Origin of the sequence: Donghicola tyrosinivorans, from assembly GCF_003003355.1 — a bacterium.
GTDB lineage: Bacteria > Pseudomonadota > Alphaproteobacteria > Rhodobacterales > Rhodobacteraceae > Donghicola > Donghicola tyrosinivorans.
Genome location: NZ_PVTQ01000001.1, coordinates 25,714 through 50,447, shown reverse-complemented (window position 1 = coordinate 50,447; position 24,734 = coordinate 25,714). Strand labels below are relative to the sequence as shown.

The 24,734-nt window shown below is 60.8% G+C and carries 27 protein-coding genes and 1 other RNA gene; 14 read left to right on the top strand and 14 right to left on the bottom strand.

Annotation, left to right across the window (positions count from 1 at the left end; translation table 11 throughout):
• Positions 1-54 precede the first annotated feature (54 nt).
• Positions 55-1,356 carry a guanine deaminase gene (guaD, locus tag CLV74_RS00245; RefSeq protein ID WP_106262210.1) on the top strand — a complete coding sequence of 434 codons (1,302 nt, stop codon included), beginning with the start codon at positions 55-57 and terminating at the stop codon, positions 1,354-1,356.
• An 86-nt stretch (positions 1,357-1,442) separates the two neighbouring features.
• Here the strand turns inward: guaD and CLV74_RS00240 are convergent, their stop codons facing one another.
• The 3 genes from CLV74_RS00240 to CLV74_RS00230 all read right to left on the bottom strand — a co-directional run bounded on the left by CLV74_RS00240 (position 1,443) and on the right by CLV74_RS00230 (position 4,141).
• Positions 1,443-2,786, bottom strand: coding sequence for an 8-oxoguanine deaminase (locus CLV74_RS00240; RefSeq protein WP_106262209.1), 1,344 nt, complete (start codon positions 2,784-2,786; stop codon positions 1,443-1,445).
• A 111-nt stretch (positions 2,787-2,897) separates the two neighbouring features.
• Positions 2,898-3,713: a histidinol-phosphatase gene (hisN, locus tag CLV74_RS00235; protein WP_106262208.1), complete on the bottom strand. Its 816-nt coding sequence runs from the start codon at positions 3,711-3,713 to the stop codon at positions 2,898-2,900.
• 53 nt (positions 3,714-3,766) lie between these two features.
• Complete coding sequence (locus CLV74_RS00230) at positions 3,767-4,141, bottom strand: helix-turn-helix domain-containing protein (RefSeq protein WP_106262207.1); 375 nt, start codon at positions 4,139-4,141, stop codon at positions 3,767-3,769.
• Positions 4,142-4,447: 306 nt separating this feature from the next.
• On the opposite strand from CLV74_RS00230, the gene CLV74_RS00225 reads away from it, so the two are divergent.
• Entirely contained in the window at positions 4,448-5,407 is a 960-nt protein-coding gene (locus tag CLV74_RS00225) for an NADPH:quinone oxidoreductase family protein (protein WP_106262206.1), read from the top strand.
• Positions 5,408-5,413: 6 nt separating this feature from the next.
• On the opposite strand, the gene CLV74_RS00220 is transcribed toward CLV74_RS00225, so the two are convergent.
• A complete protein-coding gene (locus CLV74_RS00220) occupies positions 5,414-6,268 on the bottom strand; it encodes a LysR family transcriptional regulator (RefSeq protein ID WP_106262205.1) in 855 nt (284 codons plus the stop codon).
• A 122-nt stretch (positions 6,269-6,390) separates the two neighbouring features.
• On the opposite strand from CLV74_RS00220, the gene CLV74_RS00215 reads away from it, so the two are divergent.
• Both CLV74_RS00215 and CLV74_RS00210 read left to right on the top strand, forming a co-directional pair.
• Positions 6,391-6,609 carry a DUF1127 domain-containing protein gene (locus tag CLV74_RS00215; protein ID WP_106262204.1) on the top strand — a complete coding sequence of 73 codons (219 nt, stop codon included), beginning with the start codon at positions 6,391-6,393 and terminating at the stop codon, positions 6,607-6,609.
• Between the two features lie 127 nt (positions 6,610-6,736).
• Positions 6,737-7,516, top strand: coding sequence for a Bax inhibitor-1/YccA family protein (locus tag CLV74_RS00210; RefSeq protein WP_106262203.1), 780 nt, complete (start codon positions 6,737-6,739; stop codon positions 7,514-7,516).
• 77 nt (positions 7,517-7,593) lie between these two features.
• Here the strand turns inward: CLV74_RS00210 and CLV74_RS00205 are convergent, their stop codons facing one another.
• From CLV74_RS00205 to CLV74_RS00165, 9 genes are all read right to left on the bottom strand, one after another.
• Positions 7,594-8,112, bottom strand: a complete 519-nt coding sequence (locus tag CLV74_RS00205) for a GNAT family N-acetyltransferase (protein WP_106262202.1) — start codon at positions 8,110-8,112, stop codon at positions 7,594-7,596.
• A gap of 125 nt (positions 8,113-8,237) precedes the next feature.
• Positions 8,238-8,405, bottom strand: a complete 168-nt coding sequence (gene rpmG / locus CLV74_RS00200) for a 50S ribosomal protein L33 (RefSeq protein WP_007814563.1) — start codon at positions 8,403-8,405, stop codon at positions 8,238-8,240.
• Between the two features lie 226 nt (positions 8,406-8,631).
• An RNA gene (gene rnpB, locus CLV74_RS00195) (RNase P RNA component class A) lies at positions 8,632-9,009 on the bottom strand.
• An 11-nt stretch (positions 9,010-9,020) separates the two neighbouring features.
• Positions 9,021-9,698 (bottom strand): N-acetylmuramoyl-L-alanine amidase, encoded by a 678-nt coding sequence (locus tag CLV74_RS00190; protein ID WP_483863845.1) that lies wholly within the window; start codon positions 9,696-9,698, stop codon positions 9,021-9,023.
• Positions 9,695-10,507, bottom strand: coding sequence for a hypothetical protein (locus tag CLV74_RS00185; RefSeq protein ID WP_245888409.1), 813 nt, complete (start codon positions 10,505-10,507; stop codon positions 9,695-9,697). The genes CLV74_RS00190 and CLV74_RS00185 overlap by 4 nt, the downstream gene beginning before the upstream one ends.
• A gap of 30 nt (positions 10,508-10,537) precedes the next feature.
• Complete coding sequence (gene gatA, locus CLV74_RS00180) at positions 10,538-12,019, bottom strand: Asp-tRNA(Asn)/Glu-tRNA(Gln) amidotransferase subunit GatA (protein ID WP_106262199.1); 1,482 nt, start codon at positions 12,017-12,019, stop codon at positions 10,538-10,540.
• A 2-nt stretch (positions 12,020-12,021) separates the two neighbouring features.
• Positions 12,022-12,309, bottom strand: coding sequence for an Asp-tRNA(Asn)/Glu-tRNA(Gln) amidotransferase subunit GatC (gene gatC / locus CLV74_RS00175; RefSeq protein WP_106262198.1), 288 nt, complete (start codon positions 12,307-12,309; stop codon positions 12,022-12,024).
• Positions 12,310-12,498: 189 nt separating this feature from the next.
• Positions 12,499-13,110 (bottom strand): enoyl-CoA hydratase/isomerase family protein, encoded by a 612-nt coding sequence (locus CLV74_RS00170; RefSeq protein ID WP_106262197.1) that lies wholly within the window; start codon positions 13,108-13,110, stop codon positions 12,499-12,501.
• The gene (locus CLV74_RS00165; protein WP_106262196.1) at positions 13,107-13,859 is read right to left on the bottom strand and encodes an SDR family oxidoreductase; all 753 of its coding nucleotides are present in this window, start codon (positions 13,857-13,859) and stop codon (positions 13,107-13,109) included. The genes CLV74_RS00170 and CLV74_RS00165 overlap by 4 nt, the downstream gene beginning before the upstream one ends.
• Positions 13,860-13,985: 126 nt before the next feature.
• Here CLV74_RS00165 and CLV74_RS00160 point away from each other — a divergent pair, with 126 nt between their 5' ends.
• From CLV74_RS00160 to lpxK, 6 genes are all read left to right on the top strand, one after another.
• Positions 13,986-15,518, top strand: coding sequence for a DUF2125 domain-containing protein (locus CLV74_RS00160; RefSeq protein ID WP_106262195.1), 1,533 nt, complete (start codon positions 13,986-13,988; stop codon positions 15,516-15,518).
• 96 nt (positions 15,519-15,614) lie between these two features.
• Positions 15,615-16,961, top strand: coding sequence for a TldD/PmbA family protein (locus tag CLV74_RS00155; RefSeq protein WP_106262194.1), 1,347 nt, complete (start codon positions 15,615-15,617; stop codon positions 16,959-16,961).
• The gene (locus CLV74_RS00150; protein WP_106262600.1) at positions 16,954-17,736 is read left to right on the top strand and encodes a 3'(2'),5'-bisphosphate nucleotidase CysQ; all 783 of its coding nucleotides are present in this window, start codon (positions 16,954-16,956) and stop codon (positions 17,734-17,736) included. Before CLV74_RS00155 ends, CLV74_RS00150 begins: the two co-directional genes overlap by 8 nt.
• Positions 17,737-17,947: 211 nt before the next feature.
• Positions 17,948-18,190 carry a DUF4170 domain-containing protein gene (locus CLV74_RS00145; protein WP_106262193.1) on the top strand — a complete coding sequence of 81 codons (243 nt, stop codon included), beginning with the start codon at positions 17,948-17,950 and terminating at the stop codon, positions 18,188-18,190.
• 3 nt (positions 18,191-18,193) lie between these two features.
• Positions 18,194-19,417: a 3-deoxy-D-manno-octulosonic acid transferase gene (locus tag CLV74_RS00140; RefSeq protein WP_106262192.1), complete on the top strand. Its 1,224-nt coding sequence runs from the start codon at positions 18,194-18,196 to the stop codon at positions 19,415-19,417.
• On the top strand, positions 19,417-20,418 hold the full coding sequence (gene lpxK / locus CLV74_RS00135) for a tetraacyldisaccharide 4'-kinase (protein WP_106262191.1): 1,002 nt from the start codon (positions 19,417-19,419) through the stop codon (positions 20,416-20,418). The genes CLV74_RS00140 and lpxK overlap by 1 nt, the downstream gene beginning before the upstream one ends.
• 74 nt (positions 20,419-20,492) lie before the next feature.
• Here the strand turns inward: lpxK and CLV74_RS00130 are convergent, their stop codons facing one another.
• Complete coding sequence (locus CLV74_RS00130; protein WP_106262190.1) at positions 20,493-20,942, bottom strand: nucleoside deaminase; 450 nt, start codon at positions 20,940-20,942, stop codon at positions 20,493-20,495.
• 63 nt (positions 20,943-21,005) lie between these two features.
• Here CLV74_RS00130 and CLV74_RS00125 point away from each other — a divergent pair, with 63 nt between their 5' ends.
• The 4 genes from CLV74_RS00125 (at position 21,006) to CLV74_RS00110 (ending at position 24,657) form a co-directional block, all read left to right on the top strand.
• Positions 21,006-21,923 carry a pseudouridine synthase gene (locus CLV74_RS00125; protein ID WP_106262189.1) on the top strand — a complete coding sequence of 306 codons (918 nt, stop codon included), beginning with the start codon at positions 21,006-21,008 and terminating at the stop codon, positions 21,921-21,923.
• Positions 21,924-21,994: 71 nt separating this feature from the next.
• On the top strand, positions 21,995-22,414 hold the full coding sequence (locus CLV74_RS00120; protein WP_106262188.1) for a hypothetical protein: 420 nt from the start codon (positions 21,995-21,997) through the stop codon (positions 22,412-22,414).
• Positions 22,415-22,514: 100 nt separating this feature from the next.
• Complete coding sequence (locus CLV74_RS00115; RefSeq protein WP_106262187.1) at positions 22,515-23,411, top strand: 5-bromo-4-chloroindolyl phosphate hydrolysis family protein; 897 nt, start codon at positions 22,515-22,517, stop codon at positions 23,409-23,411.
• Positions 23,412-23,451: 40 nt separating this feature from the next.
• Entirely contained in the window at positions 23,452-24,657 is a 1,206-nt protein-coding gene (locus tag CLV74_RS00110; RefSeq protein WP_211298992.1) for a toxic anion resistance protein, read from the top strand.
• Positions 24,658-24,734 lie beyond the last annotated feature (77 nt).

The following is a 24,734-nucleotide window of genomic DNA, read 5'->3' as shown; positions in this document are numbered from 1 at the left end:
ACTTTGCGCTTCCCATACATAAAAATAGCGTTGATCAACAAGGAGTAACCCCGCGTGTCCCACGAAACTCTTCTGCTTGGACAAACCCTATGGTTTGAGGGCAACGCTTTGACACAAGGGGTGGAAACCGCACGCCATCACAGGCGCGGCGGGGTACTGATCCGGGGTGGAAAAATCGCCGATCGGGGGGACGCGGAAGCCCTGCAAAAAAGTTATCCACAGGCCGAAATATTAGACTACGGCGCCCATTTGATCACCGCAGGCTTCGTTGACGCCCACATGCACTACCCCCAGACGCGGATGATCGCCAGTTGGGGCAAGCGGCTGATCGACTGGCTGAACACCTACACCTTCCCCGAAGAGATGACCCTTGCGGACCCCGCAGAGGCCCGCGCCCGCGCCGATCTGACCCTTGATCTTGCGCTGGCCCACGGGACGACAAGCCTTTGCAGTTTCACCACGATTCACCCCTGTAGCGTCGATGGTTTCTTCGATGCAGCGGCTGCGCGGGGGATGCGTGTGTTCGCGGGCAAGACCTGTATGGACCGCAACGCACCCGAGGGTTTGCGTGATACGGCGCAGTCTGCCTATGACGATAGCAAGGCGCTGCTGGCCCGCTGGCATGGCAAGGGACGGGCCGAATATGTCATCACGCCGCGCTTCTCTCCGACCTCAACGCCAGAACAGCTCGCCGCCCTTGGCACCCTATGGGCCGAGCACCCCGAGTGCCTGATGCAGACCCATCTGAGCGAGCAGACCGATGAAATCGAATGGGTTCACAGCCTGTTTCCGGATTGCGTAGACTACCTTCAAACATATGAAAAATATGGGCTTTTAGGTGAACGCGGCCTTTACGGCCATGCCATTCACCTGACAGACCGCGAACGCGCACGCTTGCGCGAAGTGGGCGCTGCGGTGGTGCATTGTCCGACCTCGAACACCTTTATCGGCTCGGGCCTTTTTGACATGGCGGGGCTGGCGGCTGATGAACTGCGCATCGGGCTGGCGACGGATACGGGGGGCGGCTCGAACTTTTCGATGCTGCGGACTATGGCCGCCGCCTATGAGATCGGACAGCTGCGCGGCACTGCCCTGCACCCTGCGCAACTGATGTATCTGGCGACCGAGGGCTCAGCCCGAGCCCTGAAGGCCGAAGACCGGATCGGGACGCTTGCGATTGGCTCTGAGGCAGATATCACCGTTCTTGATCTGGCCTCGACCTATGCGATCGAACAGCGATACGCACGAGCCGAGACATTCTACGAGGCGCTGTTCCCGACCATCATGATGGGCGATGATCGGGCGATAGCAGACGTCTGGGTGGGCGGTGTTCAGGCGGAACGTAAGCTGGCGTAAACAATCCGGCGATATTCCTGAAATCGTCCACAGCCCAAAAGAACTCCCACAGAGTTATCCACAGGACATTAATAACCCGTTAACACTTAGAGCTTTTCCGCCAGACGTTGCGCGAAACGGTTTTGCCTCTCTACACTCTTTGGCAGATCAAGTGTTTGCAGGATGCCATTTTGCACAACTATACGGCCTTCGACCAGCAGATCGCGCACGCGGACCGGGCCAGCCAGCAGCAAAGCCGCCGGATCCCAGCTGCCCGCGCTTTCAACACCGGTTACATCCCAAAGGGCGATGTCCGCCCGCTTGCCCACTGCAATCCGTCCACAATCAGGCCGCCCCAGTACATCGGCACCGCCGCGCGTTGCGATCTCTAGCGCCTCGCGGGGGGACATGGCGTCGGCCCCCAGATTGACCCGTTGCAACAGCATGGTCTGGCGGGCCTCTAGCATCAGGTTGCCAGCGTCATTGCTGGCCGAGCCATCAACCCCTAGCCCCACCGGCACGCCCGCATCGCGCATGGCACGCACCGGCGCGATACCAGAGCCAAGGCGACAGTTCGAACAGGGACAATGAGCCACGCCGGTTTTTGTGCGTGCGAACAGGTCAATCTCTTGGCCGTCCAGCTTCACGCAATGGGCGTGCCAGACGTCCGCGCCGGTCCAGCCCAGATCCTCGGCGTATTGACCGGGGCGGCAGCCAAAGTTGGCAAGGCTGTAGGCGATGTCCTCTTCGTTCTCGGCCAGATGGGTGTGCAGCATCACGCCTTTGTCCCGCGCCAGCAGGGCGGCCTCGCGCATCAGATCGCGGCTGACCGAGAACGGCGAACAGGGCGCGATCCCGACCCGCACCATTGATCCTTCGCTGGCATCATGGTGAGCGTCGATCACGCGGATGCAGTCTTCCAGAATGGCGGTTTCATCCTCGACCAATGCATCAGGTGGCAGGCCGCCTTTGCTTTCGCCGATACTCATGGCGCCGCGGGTGGGATGGAACCGCAGGCCGATCTCTTTAGCAGCCTCGATCGTGTCGTCTAGACGGGCGCCATTGGGATAAAGATAGAGGTGATCCGAACTCAGGGTGCAGCCCGACAGCGCCAGTTCCGCCAACCCGATTTGCGCCGAGACGTGGAATTCCTCTGGCCCCATATGCCCCCAGATCGGGTAGAGCCGTTGCAGCCAACCAAACAGCAGCGCATCCTGCGCACCCGGCACCGCGCGGGTCATGGTCTGGTACAAATGGTGATGGGTGTTCACCAAGCCCGGCGTCCCCACACAGCCGCGCCCCTCAACGACATGCGCTTCCGGCGCAGTGAGGTTTTCACCGATCTCGGCGATCACACCATCGCGGATCAGAACATCAACGCCGCGCAATTCGCGCCGCGCATCATCCATCGTGATCAAGTGGTCAATATTGCGGATAAGAGTCGCAGACATGGAGGCCCCCTTTCAGGATTAATCCATGTCCCCTCAGATCAAACGATCCTTCGCGACGCCAGAGAAGGACAAAGGCTACGCCGCGAAAGGGGGTGCCAGCGCGGCACCTGCCTAGATAGTGGCCAAACCGTCGTGCAAAAGCTCAAGCGCAGCGGCGTGAATTTCCTCAGACGCGGCAGCGATGATTCTGCCGCCGTTATGAGCAGGACCGCCGTTCCAGTCGGTCACGATCCCGCCAGCAGCTTCAATCACCGCCTGCGGACCCTGAATGTCATAGGCGTTCAGTCCAGCCTCAACCACCAGATCGATCTGGCCAGCCGCAAGCAAAGCGTAAGCGTAGCAGTCCATCCCGTAACGCACCAATTTTACGCGTTTCGCGAGATTCCGGAAAGCACGGCCTTCATCTACGGACCCGACCTCAGGGAAGGTCGAGAACAGAATCGCCTCGTCCAGAGTAACCCCTTTGCGAACGTGCAGACTGCGCCGACCAACCGGCCCATCACAATAGGCCTGACCAAAGCCGCCAAAGAAACGCTCGCCAATGTAGGGTTGATCAACGATGCCCATCACAGGACCATCCTGATCCGAGAGGGCAATCAGCACACCCCACGTCGGCGTGCCACTGAGAAAGCCGCGGGTGCCATCGATTGGATCAAGCACCCAAGTTAGCCCGCTGTCGCCTTCGTGCTGGCCCATCTCTTCACCGAAAATGCTGTCCATAGGACGTCGCTGCTGCAACACATGGCGCATGGCCGCTTCGGCGGCGCGGTCGGCTTCGGTGACAGGGTCAAACCCGTCTTCATCCTTGTTGTCCGCCATAAGTTCCGGATTGCGGAAATAGGGCAGAATAGCCGCACGGGCGGCTGCAGCCATCTCATTGGCCGTCTCAATCAAAACAGGATGAAGATCTTGGGGAATACGAGACATGGAAACGCCCTTTCAGGTTCTAGAAAGGGCGCTACCCAATGATACGCTTCAAATCAAGCGACGTCGCTAAGAACGCGTGCCAGTTCAAACAGACGGCGACGCTGGTTCTCGGGGATGCTGTAGTAGGAACGGATCAGTTCCAGCGCTTCTTTGTCGCCCAGGATGTCTGCGGGCAGCGCGGGGGTCTTTTCAGCGTCACCTGCGACCTGACCATCCAAGCCTTCAAAGAAAAAGCTCACCGGTACTTCCAGCGTTTGCGCGATATCCCAAAGGCGCGATGCGCTGACGCGGTTCGCGCCAGTTTCGTACTTTTGGATCTGCTGGAATTTAATCCCGACGCGTTCGGCCAGCTGCTGCTGTGTCATGCCGATCATCCAGCGACGGTGACGGACACGCTTGCCAACGTGGACATCTACAGGATGGGTCATCAAGTGCTCCTACTTCGTTGTGCGCACATCTTAAGAGGTGCGCGAGTCTTTTTATTGCAACCGGACTACCTGAAAATGCAACTTGGACCCTTCCTTACGGGAAGTTGTCGCCGATTGCGAGTACATATTACGATAATCCGGTCTTACTTTTATCTCACTCTCATAACTTGTAACTCAACCTAAGATAAAACGCCAAGACATTCTTCTGATCTAGGTGGAGTATACTTAAGATAGTTTGGTTCCTATGTCGCATTGACCAACGCAGAAATATTACGAAAGTTTACAGGAAAAATATGGGGGTTATACGTGAAAGCCTACAACTTGGACGCGATTGGCGACAAACCCGCGCTTGCACAAATGCAAGTGCCCTCTCCCGCAAAAGGAGAGATTCGGATACGGATCACGGCATGTGGCTTAAATTTCGCTGATCTCCTGATGATAGAGGGAAAGTATCAGGACACACCCAATGCGCCTTTCGTTTTAGGCATGGAAGTCGCGGGTGTTGTAGATGACCTTGGGGAAGGTGTGACCTCTCCGGCGGTCGGAACCCGCGTTGCAGTTTTCGCAGGTAAGGGTGGATTGGCCGAATATGGCTGCTTCCCCGCAGAACGTGCGATCCCCCTGCCCGACAGCATTTCCGACGTCGAGGCGGCGGGCTTCCAGATCGCTTATGGCACCTCGCATCTGGCGCTAGACTATAAGGCGCGACTGCAACCGGGCGAAACCCTGTTGGTTCTGGGGGCTGCGGGTGGCGTGGGGCTGACTGCGGTCGAGATCGGCAAGGTCATGGGGGCCCGCGTCATTGCCTGCGCACGCGGGGCCGACAAGCTAGAGATCGCCAAGCAGCATGGGGCGGACCACCTGATCGACGCCAAGACAGAGGACATTCGCGATGTAGTGAAATCTCTGGGCGGCGCTGATGTGGTTTATGACCCCGTTGGCGGTGACCAGTTCGAGGCCGCCTTCCGCGCCACCAACCCCGACGGGCGCCTTCTGACAATCGGTTTTGCCAGCGGCACCGTGCCGCCGGTCAAAGCGAACCATATGCTGGTTAAGAACCTGACGGTAATCGGCATGTATTGGGGCGGCTATCTGAAGTTCAACGCCAAGGCTCTGACCGACAGCCTTGCCACCCTGTTCCAGTGGCATAGCGAAGGGAAGATCAAACCCCATGTCAGCCACACCCTGCCGCTGGACCGTGTCGAAGAGGGCCTTGCCCTGCTGCGCGACCGGAAATCCACCGGCAAGGTAGTGATCACGATCTGATCACCCTCACATCTGGGCGTAAGCCTGACGCAACAGATCAGCCATGCGTGTGCCAGCCTCGCCATGCATGGTCTCAGAGACGTACATGTTGATCTTCTTGGTCGCCAGTTCCGGCAGAGTGCCTTTGTGGTTCACCTGTTCAAGGTGCGGCGGCTCGGTCCCTTCCAGCATGGCATTGATGGCAAGGTCCGCACTGACGGTCGCCTCAATGGTGCGATCCATGTCCGACTCGACGGCCAGTTCCCACGGGATGCCCGCGGCCTCGACCCGCCGGATCACGCCCGATCGGAAAATGCAGTTCCGCCCAAAAGCCAAACGCAGGGGCCGTTGCCGCCACGCGGTGCCCCCCGGCGCACCGATCCACAGCAGAGGCAGCTCTTTCAAAGTCTCCCCTCCGTTTTCCACGCCATCTTCGGTGGTCAGGATCAGATCGCATTCCCCTTTGCGGAAGCAGGTCTTCAATCCCTTGGTGTAGGACGAGTTCAACTGCACCTTCATACGGGGGAATTCCGCGTTAAACCGCTGCAAAACCATCGGTAGCGCCGGATAGACGATGTCATGGGGCACGCCGAGGATAATCTCGCCCTCATAGGCCGTGTCTGTGAGACGCGACCAGATCTCGTCATTCAATTCCAGCATCCGCCGCGCATACCCCAGCAGCTTTTCCCCTGCAGGTGTCAGCGCGATCTGACGGGCGGTGCGGTCCAGCAACTCGGCATCCAGCGATTCCTCCAGCCGCTTCAACTGCATCGAGACCGCCGATTGCGTCAGGTTCAAAAAGCCGGCCGCCCGTGTCACGCCGCCCGTATCCGCAACGGCCACAAACGATCGCAGTGCAGTCATGTCGAGGTTTCGGGCCATATCACAACTCCTGATGATATCCGTCAAATACATTCATTTTTCATATGCACCATACTCTGGCATTTAGATCAAGGAAATTGATCCAACCTTCATGACCAATCACAAACGATGAGACCAGACGAATGTCATCACAGATCAAAAGACTCTCTCTTCCGCTTTCGCGGTCCTCGCGGTTCTCGCTTCTGTCGTGGATCGGAACCACCCTTGCCATCGCCCGTCAGCGTCACGATCTGGCACAGCTTGACGAGCGTATGCTGTCCGATATCGGCCTCAGCGCAAATGAAGCACAGAAAGAAGTAAATCGCGCACCTTGGGATGTCCCTTCGCACTGGCGTTTTTAAGTGACTGATCCAGACCGAAAACCGACATCGCAACACTTGAAAATCTGAGCACCCTTGCCGATATTCTAAGGCAAAGGTGCTCTTTTCATTTGGAGCACATACATGTTTCGATTTTCGGAGGAAAAGGATGGCAGACTATAACACGATGCGCGCCACCGCAGCCGGCGCCCGCACAGCACAGATCGATGAAGGTCTGCGCGCGCACATGAACAAGGTCTACGGCACAATGTCCGTGGGCATGTTGATCACTGCGGCGGCGGCTTGGGCGATCTCGGGTCTGGCCACCACCACTGACCCGACCGCGGCTGTCGGCCAGATCGGCAATGGCACCTACCTGACCCAGTTCGGAGCTGCGATCTACACAAGCTTCTTGAAGTGGATCATCATGTTCCTGCCGCTGGGTATGGTTTTCGGCTTTGGTGCCGCAATCAACCGCCTGTCGGTTGCCGGTGCGCAGACTTACTTCTACGCCTATGCGGCCGCGATGGGTGTCTCGCTTAGCTGGATCTTCATCACCTTCACCGGCTTCTCGATCATCCAGACCTTCCTGGTGACCGCGATTGCCTTCGCCGGTCTGTCGCTGTGGGGCTACACCACCAAACAAGACCTTTCGGGCTTTGGAACCTTCCTGATGATGGGTGTGATCGGTCTGGTCGTCGCCTCGATCGTCAACATCTTCCTCGGCTCGTCGGCGCTGCAATTCGCAATCTCGGTGATTGGCGTGCTGCTGTTCTCGGGTCTGACCGCATATGACACCCAGAACATCAAGAACACCTACGTCCAGATGGCCTATGCAGGCGATAAGGAATGGCTGGGTAAGTCGGCGATCATGGGCGCACTGCAACTGTATCTGGATTTCGTGAACCTGTTCATGTTCCTGCTGCAGTTCATGGGCAACCGCGAGTGATCAGGCGCACAGCGCTAAAACAAATGGGGCCGGTCCAAAAAGGACCGGCCCTTTTCGTTTGTCTGTGTCTGTCTGGTTCATGCAAGGGTCATGGTCATATGCACCGCAGGAAATCGGATTCCGGGCGCAAGGGTTAGGTCAATCTCGGTCATCGCCATCAGGCCAACCGCCTCATAGAAGGGTACCGCTGTCAGCGTGCTCATGCATTCCAGCTTGCGCACTCCCTCATCAGCGGCGTGCTGCAAAGCGCGCGTCATCAAGGCGCTACCGATACCCTGACGGATGTGATCAGGGTCCGTCACGACATGACGAATATGGCCCATATTCGCGGGCAGAGCGGCACTAACAGGGCTTAGCCAGCTCCACCCACCGGCACCTACAATTTGGCCCTGTGGGGTCTCTGCCACGTAGTAGCTGCCAGAGCGCAACAGCTCGGGCTTGGCGACGCAAATCCGCGGCAAGGCGCGGCGCAGCAGGTCTGAGGGGTAATCGCGCTGCAACAGCACGGGATAGGATGCCTGCAACAAGGCTGTCACACGCTCGGCATCCTCAAGGCGTGCGGGCCGTATACTGTAGATCAAAGGTAAAGGTGGCATGGTCGTTCTCCAAATTGCCGGATGAAAATCTCTTGTGGGGATTTCCGGCGCGACCTTGCCTTAAAAAAGAAAAGAGCCGCGCCAGATGTCTGGTGCGGCTCTTTTGTCTGGTGTCCGAAGAAGGCTTACTTGATTTTGCCTTCTTTGTACTCGACATGCTTGCGCACCACCGGGTCGTACTTACGTACGACCATCTTTTCGGTCATGGTTCGTGCGTTCTTTTTGGTCACGTAGAAGTGGCCCGTGCCAGCGGTCGAGTTCAGACGGATTTTGATAGTGGTCGGCTTCGCCATGGTTCTCTCGTCTTTCGCTAGATCGGGCGGCGGTCTAAAACTTCCACCCGCAGGTAATCTCTTGAACCCCGCCTTTTACGGACGCACGGGGAAGAGTCAATAAGATTCCCAAGAGAACCAGCGTTTATTTGCAACTCTTTCGCTGATCCCTCAGGGGCGCACGATTTTCGCCGAAAATCGTGCTGAGAAAAATCCTTCGGCGAAGGATTTTGCCCTTTGGAAACCTATGCGCGGAGGGCCTGTAAGCCGGATTCTGTCCAAGCGCAGATGCGCTCTGGATGACCATTCATCTTGACCCGCAGTTACCTGCGGACCTCTAGCTGCCAACCCGGATCCCTGGGCCAAGTCATACCCTGCGGTCGCGCCGCGCGGGATCCCTATTCGGCATTGCTCCTGGTGGGGCTTGCCATGCGGGGTCTGTTACCAGCCCCCCGGTGGTCTCTTACACCGCCGTTTCACCCTTACCCCGAAGAACGGGGCGGTCTGTTCTCTGTGGCGCTTTCCCTCGGGTTGCCCCGGCCGGGCGTTACCCGGCACCATTGCCTTGTGGAGTCCGGACTTTCCTCGCAAGGCTGACGCCTTCCGCGGCCATCCAGCCCTCCGCGCAGGGGCGATTTATGATGTGGCGGGGTGGCGGTCAACGGGAAACCGCTTGGCAAGATTTTCGATCAAGGCGCAATCTACCCCATCCAGAGGCCCATAGGCCCACGGACGGAACCGCTGACGCACCGCATCTAGCAGCACGTGCTGCCCCACATCAGTAGTATAGCCAAAGGCCCGCGCCGCTTCTGCGAAGCGGTGGGCGTCCGCGTCAGGCACACAACCTGTGATCTGCGGCCACACCCCCTGCCCCTGCAACGCCAAGGCACGCCAGTCAAAGCGCCGCCCGGGATCGGCTTTGCGATCCGGCGCCATGTCCGAATGTCCGATAATGTGGTGATCGGGAATGGCCCAACGGCTGCGGATCCCCCGCATCAGATCGACCAGAGCCGCCATCTGTGGCGCCGGAAAGGGGCTGTAACCGTCATTCACCAACTCGACCCCGATCGAGCGCGAATTGACGTCAGTCACATCGCCCCACCGCCCTGCCCCCGCGTGCCACGCACGGCGTGCTTCATCCACCAAAGGAATGACACTCCCCTTAGGACAAATAACATAATGGGCAGAGACTTCGGCCTCGGGATCGCACAACCGATCGAGCGAGGCCTCAAGGTCCAACACAGTGTAGTGCAGCACGATCATGTGGGGCTGCACATCCCCCCGTCGGGGGCCGTGATTAGGAGACCGGCTCAGTTCTGGACCGCGCGCCGGAACGGCGTCGGGTCCCAAGTGCAGGCAAAACCATCGCCATCGGGGTCAACCCCCAGCTTGTCCTTGATCGGACCGCCGGACGCCAAAAACGCCGCTTGCGCCAGATCAGGCGAGGCATAGCTACCGCACGCCCGCGCATATTTCGTCTCGGCGCGGAAACTGCTGCGCTTGTACATCGGACGGCCAACAGGATTGTTCGTCTTCAGGGCGTAACCCACGATATTGGGCGAGCCATCGGGGCGCGGCGGTAACTCGCCGGGCTGAACAACTGTATAGAGCGAGCGGTTCCGCTCCAGCAGGGCTTTGTCGTCCTGAATGGTGCGTTCACTGCTGACCGCTTTGAAGTCATTCTCGTCAGACAGCTGAGGGTTCGCGCCGGGGGTCACCGTGATCGCGGGCGCAGGGTTGGATGGGCTGGCCTGAACCGGCACCGCCCCCGAGTTCCGACCAGCCAGATTGGCGGTGTTGATCGCCTCATTGGCCTGATCGCGCAGGTCCAGCACATTGCGGGGCGAGCCCACAACGCTGCGGGTTTCAACCGATGCGGCATCGAAAGACGTGGTCGGAACGGGCGCAGGGGTTGGCGCAACCGAGGTCACGCGCGGCTGCGACCCGCTCAGGTCCAGAACTTCGGACGAGATCACCGGCGCTGTCGGAATGACTGCACTGGTGCCCGGTGCACGATAGGGATCATAGCTGTTATAGCCCGGCCCGCTTTCGGGCAGGTCCGGCCCACACGCTGCCAACCCTGCAAAAGCCAGAATAATAAACCCAGTGCGACGCACCATCATGGACATTCTCCGTTCAGACCTAATGGTCTGTTACCACCACTTTGCCGGTTTTGCGACAAAGCCAGCCGCTTGCTCCAGAGCATAAGCGGTATTCAGCAGATCACCTTCTTCCCAAGGACGACCGATCAGCTGCAGACCCAGCGGCAGACCCTGACTGCTCAGACCCGCAGGTACGGTGATACCCGGCAGACCTGCCATGTTCACGGTAATGGTGAACACGTCGTTCAGGTACATCTGGACCGGATCGGCATCCGACATCTCACCCAAACCGAACGCCGCCGAAGGGGTCGCAGGGGTCAGGATCGCATCCACACCTGCATCGAACGCATCGCTGAAGTCTTTCTTGATCAGCGTGCGCACCTTACGGGCACGGTTATAGTAGGCGTCATAAAAGCCTGCCGACAGCACATAGGTGCCGACCATGATCCGGCGCTTCACCTCATCGCCAAAGCCTTCGGCACGAGTCTTCTCGTACATCTCGTTAATGCCATCACCGGCCCCCAGCTTGGCACGGTGGCCATAGCGCACGCCATCATATCGCGCGAGGTTCGACGAGGCTTCCGCTGGCGCGATCACATAATAGGCAGGCAGCGCGTATTTGGTGTGCGGCAGGCTGATCTCGCGCACTTCGGCGCCCGCATCTTTCAGCATGGCCGCGCCGTCGTCCCATAGCTTGCCAATCTCTTCGGGCAGCCCTTCGGGGCGGTATTCTTTCGGCACGCCAATGACCTTGCCGCGAATATCGCCGGTCAGCATGGCCTCAAAGTTCGGAACCGCCAGATCGGCACTGGTCGAATCCTTCATATCGTGGCCAGCCATAGCCTCCAGCATGATCGCCGCATCGCGCACGGTCTTGGTCATCGGGCCCGCCTGATCCAGCGAGCTTGCATAGGCAATGATGCCCCAACGCGAACAACGCCCATAGGTCGGCTTGATGCCCACAGTGCCGGTAAAGGCCGCAGGCTGGCGGATCGAACCGCCCGTATCGGTGCCGGTCGCCGCCAGACACAGGTCCGCCGCCACAGCCGTCGCCGAGCCACCAGATGAGCCACCGGGTGTCAGGTTCCGCTCATCCACCTTCCACGGGTTGATCGCATCACCATAAACCGAGCTTTCGTTCGAGCTGCCCATAGCAAACTCGTCCATGTTCAGCTTACCCAGCATCACCGCGCCTGCATCCTGCAGCTTCTGGCTGACGGTGGATTCATATTCGGGGGTGAACCCTTCCAGAATGCCACTGGCCGCCTGACTGGCGACGCCTTTGGTGCAGAACAGGTCTTTCATGCCGATCGGCAGACCGCACATATCCGGTGCATCGCCTTCCTTCAGACGCGCATCTGCGGCTTTCGCCCGCTCCAGCGCGATCTCGGGGGTCTTGTGCACATAGGCGTTCAGGGCATCGGCCCCATCAATCGCGGCAAGGCACGCCTCGGTCAACTCGACCGAGGTCACATCGCCCTTGCGCAGGGCATCACGGGCTTCGGCCAGCGTCAGTTTGTTCAGATCGCTCATGATTATTCCACCACTTTCGGAACAGCGAAAAAGCCTTCGCGGGCGTCAGGGGCGTTCGACAGAACCTTGTCCTGATAGCCGCCGTCAGTCACCACATCCTCACGGCGCTTCAGGCGCTGGGGAGTGACCGAGGTCATCGGCTCAACGCCATCCACGTCCACTTCGGAGAGCTGTTCGATAAAGCCCAGAATGCGGTTGAACTCTTCGGCCAGCGCGGGCAGCTGGTCATCCTCGACCTTGATCCGGGCCAGTTTCGCCACTTTCGCAGCGGTGCCTGTGTCAATCGACATGGGGCGATCTCCGTCCTACTTTCGCGTTTCCTTGGGCTTTACCGCCCCACGGCCCTGCCCGCAAGCGCCAGTCGCGCCTCAACCGAACACACCGCCTTGATTTGCGGCCCCGCCAGCAAAAAGCGCCCCGAAAGAAACGTCCAAGGCGCCCCTATTTCATCTTGGCAAAAATACCTCCGCCGGAGGCAATTACCCACGGCACAAGCCCTTGATGCCTGCGACAATCTCAGGGCGGGCCGCCAAACAGTCGGCCACCAATGCCTCGGCCTCAGCCAACAGCCCCTCTGCTTCGACCAACCGATCAACCAGACCAAAAGACAACGCCTCTTCTGCCAAAACCTTCGCTCCGCCCATCAGGATCAACTTGGTGCGGGCGGGACCGATCAAGGCGGCCATCCGGCCCGGATCACTGGGCTGCGGCAGGAACCCCAGCTTCATCACGGGGTAAAAGAACTTGGCCGCAGGCACCGCCAGTCGCACATCGCAGGCCAAAGCCATACCCATCGCGCCCCCCGCAAGTGTGCCATTGAGGGCCGCAATGGTCATGCCCTCACAAACCGACACCGCTGCCGACAGGCGCTCCCAGACCGGATCAATCGCCAGACCGGCCCGCGCCTCGTCCAGATCGGCGCCTGCGCTAAAGACCTTGCCGGTCCCCGTCAGGATCACTGCCCGCGCCTTGCGGGCGGCTTCAAACGCTTCGGCCAACTCGACCAGCATCGCTTTGGTCAGAGAGTTCGCCTTGTCAGGACGATTGATCGTGATGCGGTGCAGGCTGCCTTCGATAGAAACCTCGATCATACCAAACCCACCTTCATACGGATTTCCGCTTCCCTTAGTGATATTTCTTCGCCCAACCATGGATCGGCCTCAGGCCCGCACATCCACAGAAGACATTTCGCAGGCCATTCTGCGGGAATATGGTCGGACCACTCCAGCTGCGCCACCGGCCCGACGCCGCTGGCCTTGATCTCGCGCTGCATGTCCGTGGCGACGGTGCCGGGCGACAGGCCAATGGCCCGAATCCCTGCGCTGCGGTTCTCAAGATCAAGCGAGCGTGTCAGCATCGCCACCGCCGCCTTTGAGGCGCAGTAGGCGCTCCACCCTTCCACGGGACGATGGGCCGCACCTGAACTGACAGTCAGGAACGAGCCGCCTCCGCGGGCCTTCATCACCGGCAATGCAGCATGAAATCCGTTGAAGACGCCTTTCACGTTCACATCGATCAAATGCCCCCAAGCATCAGGCTGCACTGCATCCATGGCGCCGATCGGGTCAATGATACCGGCGTTGCCGACAACCACATCCAGCCCGCCAAAGGTGTTCACCGCTGCCTGCACCGCAGCCTCGACTTCCCAATAACGGCTAACGTCACAAGGCACTGCCAAAGCCTGTTCACCGATCTGGCCTGCCAGTTCGGCAACGGCCTCGCGGTTGCGGGCCACCAGAACCACATTCGCGCCTGCATCCGCAAAAACTCTTGCCGCCGCCGCGCCGATCCCACGGCTTGCGCCCGTGATCAGCACCGTTTTTCCCGCAACATCCGTCATATCGCCCCCTCGTTTATCGTTGAACCGCGCCAAAGCACGATTAAGTCATGTGGTGAATTCCAGCCTTGACCTCACACGTCGCGCAGGCTGAGTCTTGCGCCGACCATAAAACCAGAAAGGCCCATTATGATACCCCGCTTTCTGACGACAACAGCCATTGCCGCAGTAACGTTTTCCTCTGCTGCTTGGGCGGATGTTACGCCGCAGGACCTTTGGGCCGACTGGCAAGAGCAGCTTTCCGCAACCTATGACTCGTACACCATCGGCGACGAGACTTTGGATGGCGACACGCTGGTTCTCAGCGATCTGGTCGTGGTGATGCAGGACGACAGCAGCACCCTGTCCATCGAAGTGCCGCAGATCACCATGCGGGCCAACGGCAATGGCACGGTAACTATCACCACTGCCGAAGAATATCTGGGCCACATCATCGCCACCTTCGAGGAAGAGGGCCAGCGCTCTGAGACCGACATCGATTTCTTCGTGCGCCAGAATGGCCTGTCGATGCTGGCCAGCGGTGATCCGTCTGAGATCACCTACGACTATACCGCCGCCGCTGTTTCGGTGGGGCTACTGGATGTGAAACTGCCCGAGGCCGAGCAAGGCGTCACAGCCGCCTTCGATATGACGATGTCCAACCTTGAAGGCACCAGCACCTCCAAGATTGACGGCGACATGGTCGAGATCACCTCAAAGGTCATCACCGGCGCCACGAATATCACCGCCAACTTCGCCGAAGAGGGCACCGGCAATGCGCTGGCATTCAACGGCACCGTGGCCAGTCTGACCTATGACGGCAACCAGCGGATGGCCTTGGCTCCGGCCAGCAGCGGCGATCTTTACAACATGGTCGCAAACGGGGGCGAGGCCCATGCCAAGACCACGATCGGCGCAGCGACTTATACCTTTGACGTAAAAGGCGAAGACGCGGGCGTTGTCACAATCGAAACTGCAGGCAGCGCCGATGTGGTAGACGTTGACGCAGGCGGCTTCCGCATCGGAACCAACACCTATGATCCGGTGATCCGCGCCCAGTTCGCCCCCTTCCCCCTGCCGCTAGAGTTCGTCGCCAAGGGCTTTGACTTCAATCTGGCGATGCCAGTGCTGCCCGCCGAAGAGGAACAGGATTTCACCCTCGGCTTCGGTCTGCGCGATTTCACCATGCCCGATGTCCTCTGGAGCATGTTTGACCCCGGCGCGGCCCTGCCCCGCGATCCGGCAACCATCGCTATCGGCCTGAAGGGCACCGGCACCATGATGGAGCCGGTCTTTGATCAAGCCTACCTTGAGAATATCGAAACCAACTTCGATCCTGAAAACCCGCCCGCCGAGATGAACAGCCTCACCCTGACCGAACTGCTGATCAAAGCTGCTGGGGCGCAAATCACCGGCGAAGGGGCCTTTACCTTCGACAACAGCGACACAACCACCTTTGACGGCATGCCCCGCCCCTCGGGCGAGATCAGCCTGCGCGGCGAAGGTCTGAACGCCCTGCTGGAAAAGCTGGTCCAGATCGGTCTGGTCCCGCAGGAACAACTGATGGGTGCCCGCATGATGATGGGCATGTTCACCGTGGTTGAGGGCGAGGACATCCTGCGCTCGACCCTGCAAGTGAACGACGAAGGTCAGGTCCGCGCCAACGGACAGCGCATTCGTTAACCACAAACCTGATGCCGTGCGCCTCTTCTTGCGGCGCGCGGCTTGCAAGCGCCATGACGGAAGGCTACCTCTGACAGGAACATTCGGAGGCACCCTATGACGCAACGGCTTGAATCCCTGACCCAACAGCTGCTTGAGGCCGCCCGCCGCGCTGGCGCGGACGCTGCCGACGCTATGGCCGTTTCGGGCAGTGCCATCGACATAGATGTGCGTCAGGGCAAACTTGAGCAGGCCGAACGCTCTGAGGCCACCGATCTGGGCCTGCGGGTTCTGGTCGGTCAGCGTCAGGCCAATGTCTCGGCCTCCGACACCAGCACCAACACCATCGAAACCCTTGCCGCCCGCGCCGTCGCCATGGCGAAAGAGGCCCCCGAGGACCCCTACATCGGCCTTGCCGACCCAAGCCAGCTGGCCACCGATTGGGACGCCGCCGCGCTTGAGCTGTGGGATGACGCGCCCGAACCTTCGCCTGCCGAACTGCAAGAAGACGCCCGCCGCGCTGAGGCCGCGGCCTTGGCGCAAAGCGGCGTTAGTCAGGTACAGGCCGCAGGGGCCAGCTACGGCGCCCGCCATATCTGGCTGGCCGGAACCAACGGCTTTTCAGGCGGCTACACCCGCACCTCGCGCAGCACCAGTTGCGTCGCCATCGCTGGCGAGGGCCTAGGGATGGAACGGGACTACGACGGCGACAGCCGCGTCTTCCAGTCCGACCTGCGCACCCCAGAAGAGATCGGCACCCTTGCAGGCCAGCGCGCGACCGAGCGCCTGAAATCCCGCAAGCCCCCCACCGGTGCCTTTCCGGTGATCTATGACGAACGTATCTCCTCAGGCCTGATCGGCCACCTTCTGGCCGCCGCCAACGGCAGCATGATCGCCCGCGGCTCTAGCTGGCTGATGGATGCCCTTGGCAAGCAGGTCCTGCCCGAGAGCATCACCCTGACCGAAGACCCCCTGCGCCTACGCACCCAAGGATCACGCCCCTTCGATGCCGAAGGTCTGCCGACCCGTGCGCGCAACATCGTGGAAAACGGTGTACTGACCGGTTGGACACTGGATCTGGCCACGGGTCGCAAACTGGGCATGCCCTCAACCGCCAGCGCCGCCCGCAGCACCGGCGGCGGCCCCTCGCCCACCGTCACCAACCTTTCGATGACCCCCGGCACCATCACCCGCGACCAGATGATCGCGGAAATGGGCACCGGCCTTTTGATTACCTCGCTCATTGGCGCCTCGATCAACCCGACCACGGGCGACTATTCCCGCGGTGCCTCAGGCTTCTGGGTCGAGAACGGCGAGATCACCTATCCCGTCAACGAATGCACCCTCGCAGGCAACCTGCGAGATATGCTGATGACCGTCACCCCCGCCAATGACATCCGCCCGTGGCTCAGCCGTGTGGTCCCGTCCTTGCGGGTCGAAGGACTGACGATTGCCGGTGCCTGAGACTAACTACGCCACTGACCTCGCCTTGCTGACCGATGCGGCCTACCGCGCGGGCGAAATCGCCCTGCGCCACTTCCGAAATGCGCCGCAGGTCTGGCACAAACCGGGCGACGCCGGCCCCGTGACCGAGGCCGACCTAGAGGTCGACACCATGCTGCGCGAGTATCTGACCGCCGCACGCCCCGACTACGGCTGGCTCTCGGAAGAGACCGAAGACGACACCGCCCGCCTCGCCACTAAAAGAGTTTTCATCGTCGATCCCATCGATGGCACCCGCAGCTTCATCGAGGGGCAGGAAACCTGGTCCCACTCTCTCGCCATCGCCGAAGAGGGAAAGGTCATTGCCGCCGCCGTCTTCCTGCCGGTCCGCGATCGCCTCTACGGGGCCACATTGGGCAGCGGGGCCACAAAAGACGGCACGCTCATGGAAACGTCCCAGCGACAGGGCCTCACCGATGCCCATGTTCTGGCCACCCGCCCAAATATGGAGGCGCAACACTGGCGCAGCCTGCCCCGCATCACACGCCATCACCGCCCATCACTGGCCTATCGCATGTGCCTTGTGGCCGAGGGACGCTATGACGCCATGCTGACCCTCAGAGACGCATGGGAATGGGATATCGCCGCTGGCACCCTCATCGCCGCCGAAGCAGGCGCGACAGTCACCGACCAACGGGGCGCCCCGATCCGCTTCAACGCACCGGACCCCGCCAGCGACGGCGTCATCGCAGCAAACCCCACACTCCACTCGGCAATCCGCGGCGCCCTGCGCTAGCCCCTTCATCTTGACGCAAATACCTCGGGGGTGAATTGGGCCACCGGCCCAAGAGGGGGCAGAGCCCCCAACCCAACAATCGGCACAAATGCGCTAGCCGATCCCCTGTCCCGCCCCAAGCATACCAGAAACACCGCCCGCTCCTTGACCCTATGCAACAATTCCGTAGGGTGCGCCTCACATCCCTACTGCTCACCACGCGGAGACCCCCATGGCCCAACGCCTGCACCTTGTCTTTGGCGGCGAACTCGTCGATCCGTCGAAAACCCAGTTCAAGGATGTAAACGACATCCATATCGTTGGCATCTTCCCGAACTACAAAGCCGCCTATGATGCGTGGAAAGCCGAAGCGCAGCGCACGGTCGACAACGCCCACACCCGCTATTTCATCGCCCACCTGCACCGGCTGCGCGACGAAGAGATGGCAGCTTCTTCCACCGAAGAGCTCGGATAACCCTTGGGTCTGCGCCGCTCCATAGCGCTGTCCGTGCTTGCGGGCTTGCGTCCGGGCCGGCGCATCCTGCCCGATCTGCATTGGCAACCGCGCCCCGAGGGGCCGCTCTTGTGGCTTCACGCGGCTTCCGCGCTGGACCTAGAGGCGGCGCTGCACCTGCTGCAACGCCTCAGCGTCCTTGATCCGATGCCATCCATCCTGCTGACCTTGCACGAAGGGCTCTCGCTGCCCTCGCCGCCCCCCAAGGGCGTGCTGGTCGAGGCACCGCCCCCCGACAAACGGGCCCAAGTACAGGCCTTTCTGGACCATTTTCGTCCCGATCTGGCCCTGATCTGCGGCCGCCCTCTCAGACCCTTGCTCTACTGGACCATGTCAAAGGCTGGCGTGCCGATGACCCTTGTCAATGTACGCGGCAGCGATCTGGACCCGCCGGGGTTCCGACTGGCCCGCAATGTAGATCGCGCCATGGGATCATGCTTTCAACATATTATCTGCCGCGACGGCCCCTCGGCCCGCCGCATTGACCGCCTGCGCCCTGGACTGCCCCCGTCATTGCCCCTCGGGCGACTGGAGGAAGGCAGCACCACCCCATCGGCAAACGCGCGCGTGCTTGAAACCTTGCGGAACCAGCTGGCTGGCCGACCCCTCTGGCTGGCCGCCTACACAACCCCCGGCGAAGACCCGATGGTGGTCGAGGCCCACCGCCAAATGGGCCGCTATTCCCACCGACTGCTCTGCGTCATCGCCCCTTCCGAGCCCGAACGCGGTGGTGATCTGGCCACCATCCTTGGCAATCAAGGCTGGCGCGTGGCGCTTCGGTCCACCGGCGACACACTCAGCGAAGACATCCAGATCGTCGTGATTGACACCCCCGATGAGATGGGCTTGTGGTTCCGACTTGCCCCGATTAGCTTCATGGGAAGCTCGCTCATCCCTGGCTTCGGCGGCAAGGACCCTTTCGCGCCCGCTACCTTGGGCTCGGCAGTGCTCTATGGCCCCAATGTAGGACACTATCTGGACAGCTACGGGCGGCTGGTAAACGCAGGCGGCGCGCGCATCGTCAAAGATGCCAGTTCGCTGGCGCAAGGGTTGCAATTGCTTCTGGCACCGGACAAAGCAGCCGCGCAGGCCCATGCGGCATGGGACGTGGCCTCGCGCGGGGCCGAGGTCACCGACAAGGTCCTTGAAATCCTGCAGGAGCAACTGGACGAAAAGGTCTTTTCCTGATGCAGCCCCCTGCCTTCTGGTACAACGCCCCCGACCACCCGGGCTGGCAAGCCCGCCTTCTGGCCCCTCTCGGCGCCCTTTACGGCCACGCCACCGCCCGCCGCATCGCATCCTCCAGCGGCTATAAACCGGGCATTCCGGTCATCTGCATCGGAAACGTCAATGCAGGCGGCACAGGCAAAACCCCGACCACTATCGCACTGGCCCAACATCTGATCGCGGCGGGACACACACCCCACGCGATCAGCCGCGGCTATGGCGGCTCGGTCACGGCTCCCACCACGGTCGACCCGCGCAAAGACCGCGCCAGCGATGTCGGGGACGAGCCTCTCTTGCTAGCCGCATTCCTCCCCGTCCACGTCAGCCCCGACCGCAAAGCCGCCGCCGATCTGGCGGTCAAAGCAGGCGCAGATGTAATCCTGATGGATGACGGGCTGCAAAATCCGGACCTGCACAAGGACCTGTCGATCATCACCGTCGATGCAGACAAAGGCTTCGGCAACGGCCGCTGCCTGCCCGCAGGCCCCCTGCGCGAGCCGGTCTCACAAGGCATGAAACGGGCCGACCTGACCCTCTCGATCGGCACCCCGAAAGCGCAGACCCAGTTCGCCCAGCGCTGGTCGCAACAGATCACCACGCCCCACCTGACCGGAGAGCTCAAGCCCCTCGCCACCGGCATGGACTGGTCCCTGATGCCGCTACTGGCCTTCGCGGGTATCGGGCATCCGGAGAAGTTCTTCGCAACCCTCCGCGCCCTCGGCGCACCGCTGATCCACACCGAAGCCCTCTCGGATCATCAAGAACTCACCCCCGCCCTGATGCAACGCCTGCAAAGCGATGCCCGTGCGGCAGGCGCGCAACTTGTCACAACGGAAAAAGATGCGGTCCGCCTGCCTGACAGCTTCCGCAGACAGGTGCTGACCCTGCCCGTCCGGCTCGAGATCTCAGACTTAGGCCCCCTCGACGCCGCCCTCCAGCGGATCGGCCTGAACACCCCATAGAGACCGCTCTTTCATCTTGGCAAAAATACCTCCGCCGGAGGCAACCGCCGCACGCAAAGCGCACAGACGCCCGATCAATCTCGCAATCGCGCAAAAAACGCCTGCAAAAGCGCGGCAGACGGCCCCTCGCTGATCCCCTCGTAAATCTCGGGAACGTGGTGGCATTGGGGATGACTGAACACCCTCGGCCCCTGCGCGACGCCGCCGGATTTCGGATCACCCGCGCCGTAGTACAATCGCGATATCCGTGCGTTGCTGATTGCCGCTGCGCACATGGGGCAAGGCTCTAGCGTGACGTAGAGATCACAGCCCGTCAGCCGCTCCTGCCCCAGTGCGGTGCAGGCGGCGCGGATGGCCAACACTTCGGCGTGTGCGGTAGGGTCACAGAGCTCGCGGGTGCGATTGCCCGCTTGCGCAATCACCTCGCCTCCGCGCAGAATGACTGCACCAACAGGCACTTCGCCGCGATCTGCGGCGGCACGGGCCTCTGACAAGGCGATATCCATATGCGAACGGAATGTCATAGGATATGGCTTGCACCGGCTTTGCCTCTTTCGCAATCCTCAACCTTCGGATAATTGGCCGCCATGACCCGCAAGACACCCAATAGCGATCCGTCGCGCCGCCCGAACCGCCCCAATGGCCGCCCTGCTGGCCGCCCCATGGGCAAACCGCGCCCATCAACCGGCCCCAAGCCGGTTGATGCCGCGCCTGTGGACCCCACCAAGGGCGAGCGTATCGCCAAGGTGCTGGCCCGCGCCGGTGTTGCCTCGCGCCGCGAAGCGGAAAAGCTGATCCTTGAGGGCAAGGTCTCGGTCAACGGCAGCGTCATCGACAGCCCTGCCCTAAACGTCACCGGAAAGGACCGCATCGCCGTGGATGGCAAACCGCTGGATGCGCCCGAACCTGCGCGTCTGTGGCTCTATCACAAGCCCACCGGCCTTGTGACCACGAACAAGGACGAAAAGGGCCGCGAGACGATCTACGACAAGCTGCCCGAGGAACTGCCTCGTGTGATGTCTGTGGGCCGCCTTGACCTGAACTCCGAAGGTCTGCTGCTGTTGACCAACGACGGCGCGCTGAAGCGCAAACTAGAACTGCCCTCGACCGGATGGCTGCGCAAATACCGCGTGCGCGTCAAAGGCACGGTTGAGGACAAGACGCTGGAACCCCTGCGCCAAGGGATCACTGTCGAAGGCGAAAGCTTCCAGCCGATGGTCGTGAACTTTGATCGCCAGCAAGGGGCCAATGCATGGGTCACCGTGGGCCTGCGCGAAGGCAAGAACCGAGAGATTCGCCGCGCCATGTCGGCCATCGGCCTGACGGTGAACCGCCTGATCCGGATCAGCTACGGTCCCTTCCAATTGGGACAGCTGAAATCCGGCGAAGTGCAGGAAATCCGCGGCCGCGTTCTACGTGATCAGCTTGGAATGCCTGCGGAAGAAGAACAAACGCCCGCAAAACCCGGCCCCAAGGTGCAAAGACGCCGCAGAAAGCCTAGTTAAGCACGTCTTTCGTATCTTTTCCGCACGCTTTGCGGTATCACTGCCCCGTATTGTTTCGTTACGAGGGTACGATGCCGTTCGGGTTTGTCAGCTCTGATCCATTCAGCACGCTGTATTCGCTGCAAAACGCGGCAGGCCTTGTTTTTCTGGCATTTCTTCCGGCTTTGATGTGGTTGATCTCCCCCCTTATGCAAAGGGGGGCAGGGTCAGGTATTCTGGAAGGTACTGCCATTTTACCGCCCTTGGCCTTTTTTACTGGCGGCAGCATTCTTATCTTAAAGGCTGTGAAAAAGATCAGCCCTATCCCGTCGCTCAACGATCTGGACGATGACGTCGTGGCGCCCACTCGGGCCAGCCTGAGGTTGGCCTTTGCTGCTGCTTCAGGCCAGCATGTTGCCGATTTTACCCGCATCAATAAGGGACTGCCACAAGCGGGCAGCGCCCGAAAACCGAATTCCGGGCGCGCGGGAAACGTGCGCTTGTGTGACTGACTGAACGGAGGAACCGGATGTCCGGAACGGCCTTGCAGAAAGTGGCCTTCGCGCTGCTGTTTGCTTTGATTATGTACGTCTCGATCACAGGGGGCGTGTGATGGCGCAACGCTATGGCGGGGCCTACAGCCCTGATGCAGCCCCCGATACACCGCCGCCCGCGCAAGGCAACGGCCAAGCGTTCAAGCGGGTCAAACGCTCCAAGATCGGGATGCGCAGCAACCTGCTGTTCTTTGCCCCCCTGCCGCTGGCGATCCGCGCTTTCGGGGACGGGGCCACTGTCATGGCCACAAAGCTAAGCGCGTTCGGCCTGCTTATTTTGGCCGCGTGGCTGACCCGCGAAGGCATCCGCGCCCATGAGGCCTATGACGCCCGTCGCATTGCCCGCCGCCCTGCGATTCCGCGTAAGATGTTCGGCTCGGTCCTGACAGGGCTTGGGCTGGCGATTGCCTCTACGGCCAGCGCCTTCGATCCCCTCTCCGCCGCGATCTACTTCGTGGCAGGCACCGTGCTGCACAGTCTGGCCTTCGGCTTTGACCCCCTGACCAACAAAAGCGCCGAGGGCGTGGACACCTACCAGACCGACCGCGTCGCCCGCGCCGTGGAAGAAGCGGAAAAGCATCTGGCCGCGATGGCGGAGGCTGCCGCGATGACCCGCGACCGCCAGCTTGAGGCCCGCGTGGCCGGTTTCGCAGGCACTGCCCGCGATCTGTTCCGCACGGTTGAGAACGATCCGCGCGATCTGACCTCTGTGCGCAAGTATCTGGGCGTCTATCTGCTGGGGGCCCGTGACGCGACGATCAAATACGCCGAGTTGCACGACCGTGCGCCGACGGATGCCGCACGGCATGATTTCATGACCCTGCTGGATGATCTGGAGCGTAACTTTGCGTCAAGGACGCAAAAGCTTCTGACGAATGACAAAGAAGACCTCGATATTGAAATCGGCGTGTTGCGTGATCGTCTGGCCCGCGAAGGGGTCAGGGATATCGAATAACTGTTCAAAAGTACTACAATTTTTAAGAGGGAAGTGATTCATGTCTGCTATGACAGGCCCCAAGGCCGCAGAACAAGCCGCTCAGCAAACGCAGGAAGTGATCGCGGTCGCACAGACCCACCTGCCAGAGCCTAAGAAGGAATTGGTCATTTTGGACAACGCCGTAGGCGTCTCGAAAGAAGACATCACCAAGCGCATGGCCGAACTGGACATGAGCGACACCAACTCGATCGTCTCGTTCGGCTCTGCTGCGCAGGCGGAATTGCAGACGATTTCCCAATCGATGCTGGAAGGCGTCCGCAACAAGGACGTCGGTCCCGCCGGTGACAGCCTGCGCGACATCGTCACCACGATCCGTGGCTTCTCGATCAGCGAATTGGACCTGCGCCGCGACCGTAGCTGGTGGGAAAAGCTGATCGGCCGCGCCGCGCCCGCCGCGAAATTCGCCGCCCGCTATGAGACCGTTCAGGACCAGATCGACAACATCACCGAAAACCTCTTGGGTCATGAGCACAAGCTGCTGAAAGACATCAAGGCGCTGGACCTGCTGTACACCAAGACGCTGGAATTCTACGACGAACTGGCGCTCTACATCGCGGCGGGTGAGGCCAAGTTGGCCGAGCTGGACACCGAAACCATCCCCGCCAAAGAGGCCGAGGTTCAGGCCGCAGCCGAAAACGACCAGATCCTGCGTGCGCAGGAATTGCGTGACCTGCGTGCCGCCCGTGACGATCTGGAACGCCGCGTCCACGATCTGAAGCTGACCCGTCAGGTGACGATGCAGTCGCTGCCCTCGATCCGTCTTGTGCAGGAAAACGACAAATCGCTGGTCACCAAGATCAACTCGACCCTCGTGAACACCGTGCCGCTGTGGGAAACCCAACTGGCGCAGGCGGTCACCATCCAGCGCAGCGCCGAAGCTGCCGCCGCGATCCGTGGCGCGAATGATCTGACCAACGAGCTTCTGACCGCAAATGCGGCCAACCTGCGCGAGACCAACCGCAAGGTCCGCGAAGAGATGGAACGCGGTGTCTTCGACATCGAAGCGATCAAAACCGCCAACGCGGACCTTATCGCCACCATTCAGGAAAGCCTGCAAATCGCTGACGAAGGCAAAGCCAAGCGCGCCGCTGCCGAAAGCGATCTGAAAAAGATGGAGGCCGAACTGCGCGACACGCTGGCATCCGCCAAAGCGCGCAAGACCGGTCTGGGTGACACGGCAGCAACTGCCGTTCCGCCGCAGTAATCTTTGGGAGAACAGCTCTGACCTGCACACGACGACTGATCACTTTCGCCCCGTTTAAATTGCCCCTCGTGCTGGGA

Excerpts from the sequence above, each read along its gene's own strand:
- CLV74_RS00240 (WP_106262209.1), bottom strand. The coding sequence starts at position 2,786 with ATGTCTGCGACTCTTATCCGCAATATTGACCACTTGATCACGATGGAT.
- hisN (WP_106262208.1), bottom strand. The coding sequence starts at position 3,713 with ATGTCTCGTATTCCCCAAGATCTTCATCCTGTTTTGATTGAGACGGCC.
- CLV74_RS00230 (WP_106262207.1), bottom strand. The coding sequence starts at position 4,141 with ATGACCCATCCTGTAGATGTCCACGTTGGCAAGCGTGTCCGTCACCGT.
- CLV74_RS00220 (WP_106262205.1), bottom strand. The coding sequence starts at position 6,268 with ATGGCCCGAAACCTCGACATGACTGCACTGCGATCGTTTGTGGCCGTT.
- CLV74_RS00215 (WP_106262204.1), top strand. The coding sequence starts at position 6,391 with ATGTCATCACAGATCAAAAGACTCTCTCTTCCGCTTTCGCGGTCCTCG.
- CLV74_RS00210 (WP_106262203.1), top strand. The coding sequence starts at position 6,737 with ATGGCAGACTATAACACGATGCGCGCCACCGCAGCCGGCGCCCGCACA.
- CLV74_RS00205 (WP_106262202.1), bottom strand. The coding sequence starts at position 8,112 with ATGCCACCTTTACCTTTGATCTACAGTATACGGCCCGCACGCCTTGAG.
- rpmG (WP_007814563.1), bottom strand. The coding sequence starts at position 8,405 with ATGGCGAAGCCGACCACTATCAAAATCCGTCTGAACTCGACCGCTGGC.
- CLV74_RS00185 (WP_245888409.1), bottom strand. The coding sequence starts at position 10,507 with ATGATGGTGCGTCGCACTGGGTTTATTATTCTGGCTTTTGCAGGGTTG.
- gatA (WP_106262199.1), bottom strand. The coding sequence starts at position 12,019 with ATGAGCGATCTGAACAAACTGACGCTGGCCGAAGCCCGTGATGCCCTG.
- gatC (WP_106262198.1), bottom strand. The coding sequence starts at position 12,309 with ATGTCGATTGACACAGGCACCGCTGCGAAAGTGGCGAAACTGGCCCGG.
- CLV74_RS00170 (WP_106262197.1), bottom strand. The coding sequence starts at position 13,110 with ATGATCGAGGTTTCTATCGAAGGCAGCCTGCACCGCATCACGATCAAT.
- CLV74_RS00165 (WP_106262196.1), bottom strand. The coding sequence starts at position 13,859 with ATGACGGATGTTGCGGGAAAAACGGTGCTGATCACGGGCGCAAGCCGT.
- CLV74_RS00160 (WP_106262195.1), top strand. The coding sequence starts at position 13,986 with ATGATACCCCGCTTTCTGACGACAACAGCCATTGCCGCAGTAACGTTT.
- CLV74_RS00155 (WP_106262194.1), top strand. The coding sequence starts at position 15,615 with ATGACGCAACGGCTTGAATCCCTGACCCAACAGCTGCTTGAGGCCGCC.
- CLV74_RS00145 (WP_106262193.1), top strand. The coding sequence starts at position 17,948 with ATGGCCCAACGCCTGCACCTTGTCTTTGGCGGCGAACTCGTCGATCCG.
- lpxK (WP_106262191.1), top strand. The coding sequence starts at position 19,417 with ATGCAGCCCCCTGCCTTCTGGTACAACGCCCCCGACCACCCGGGCTGG.
- CLV74_RS00130 (WP_106262190.1), bottom strand. The coding sequence starts at position 20,942 with ATGACATTCCGTTCGCATATGGATATCGCCTTGTCAGAGGCCCGTGCC.
- CLV74_RS00125 (WP_106262189.1), top strand. The coding sequence starts at position 21,006 with ATGACCCGCAAGACACCCAATAGCGATCCGTCGCGCCGCCCGAACCGC.
- CLV74_RS00120 (WP_106262188.1), top strand. The coding sequence starts at position 21,995 with ATGCCGTTCGGGTTTGTCAGCTCTGATCCATTCAGCACGCTGTATTCG.
- CLV74_RS00115 (WP_106262187.1), top strand. The coding sequence starts at position 22,515 with ATGGCGCAACGCTATGGCGGGGCCTACAGCCCTGATGCAGCCCCCGAT.
- CLV74_RS00110 (WP_211298992.1), top strand. The coding sequence starts at position 23,452 with ATGTCTGCTATGACAGGCCCCAAGGCCGCAGAACAAGCCGCTCAGCAA.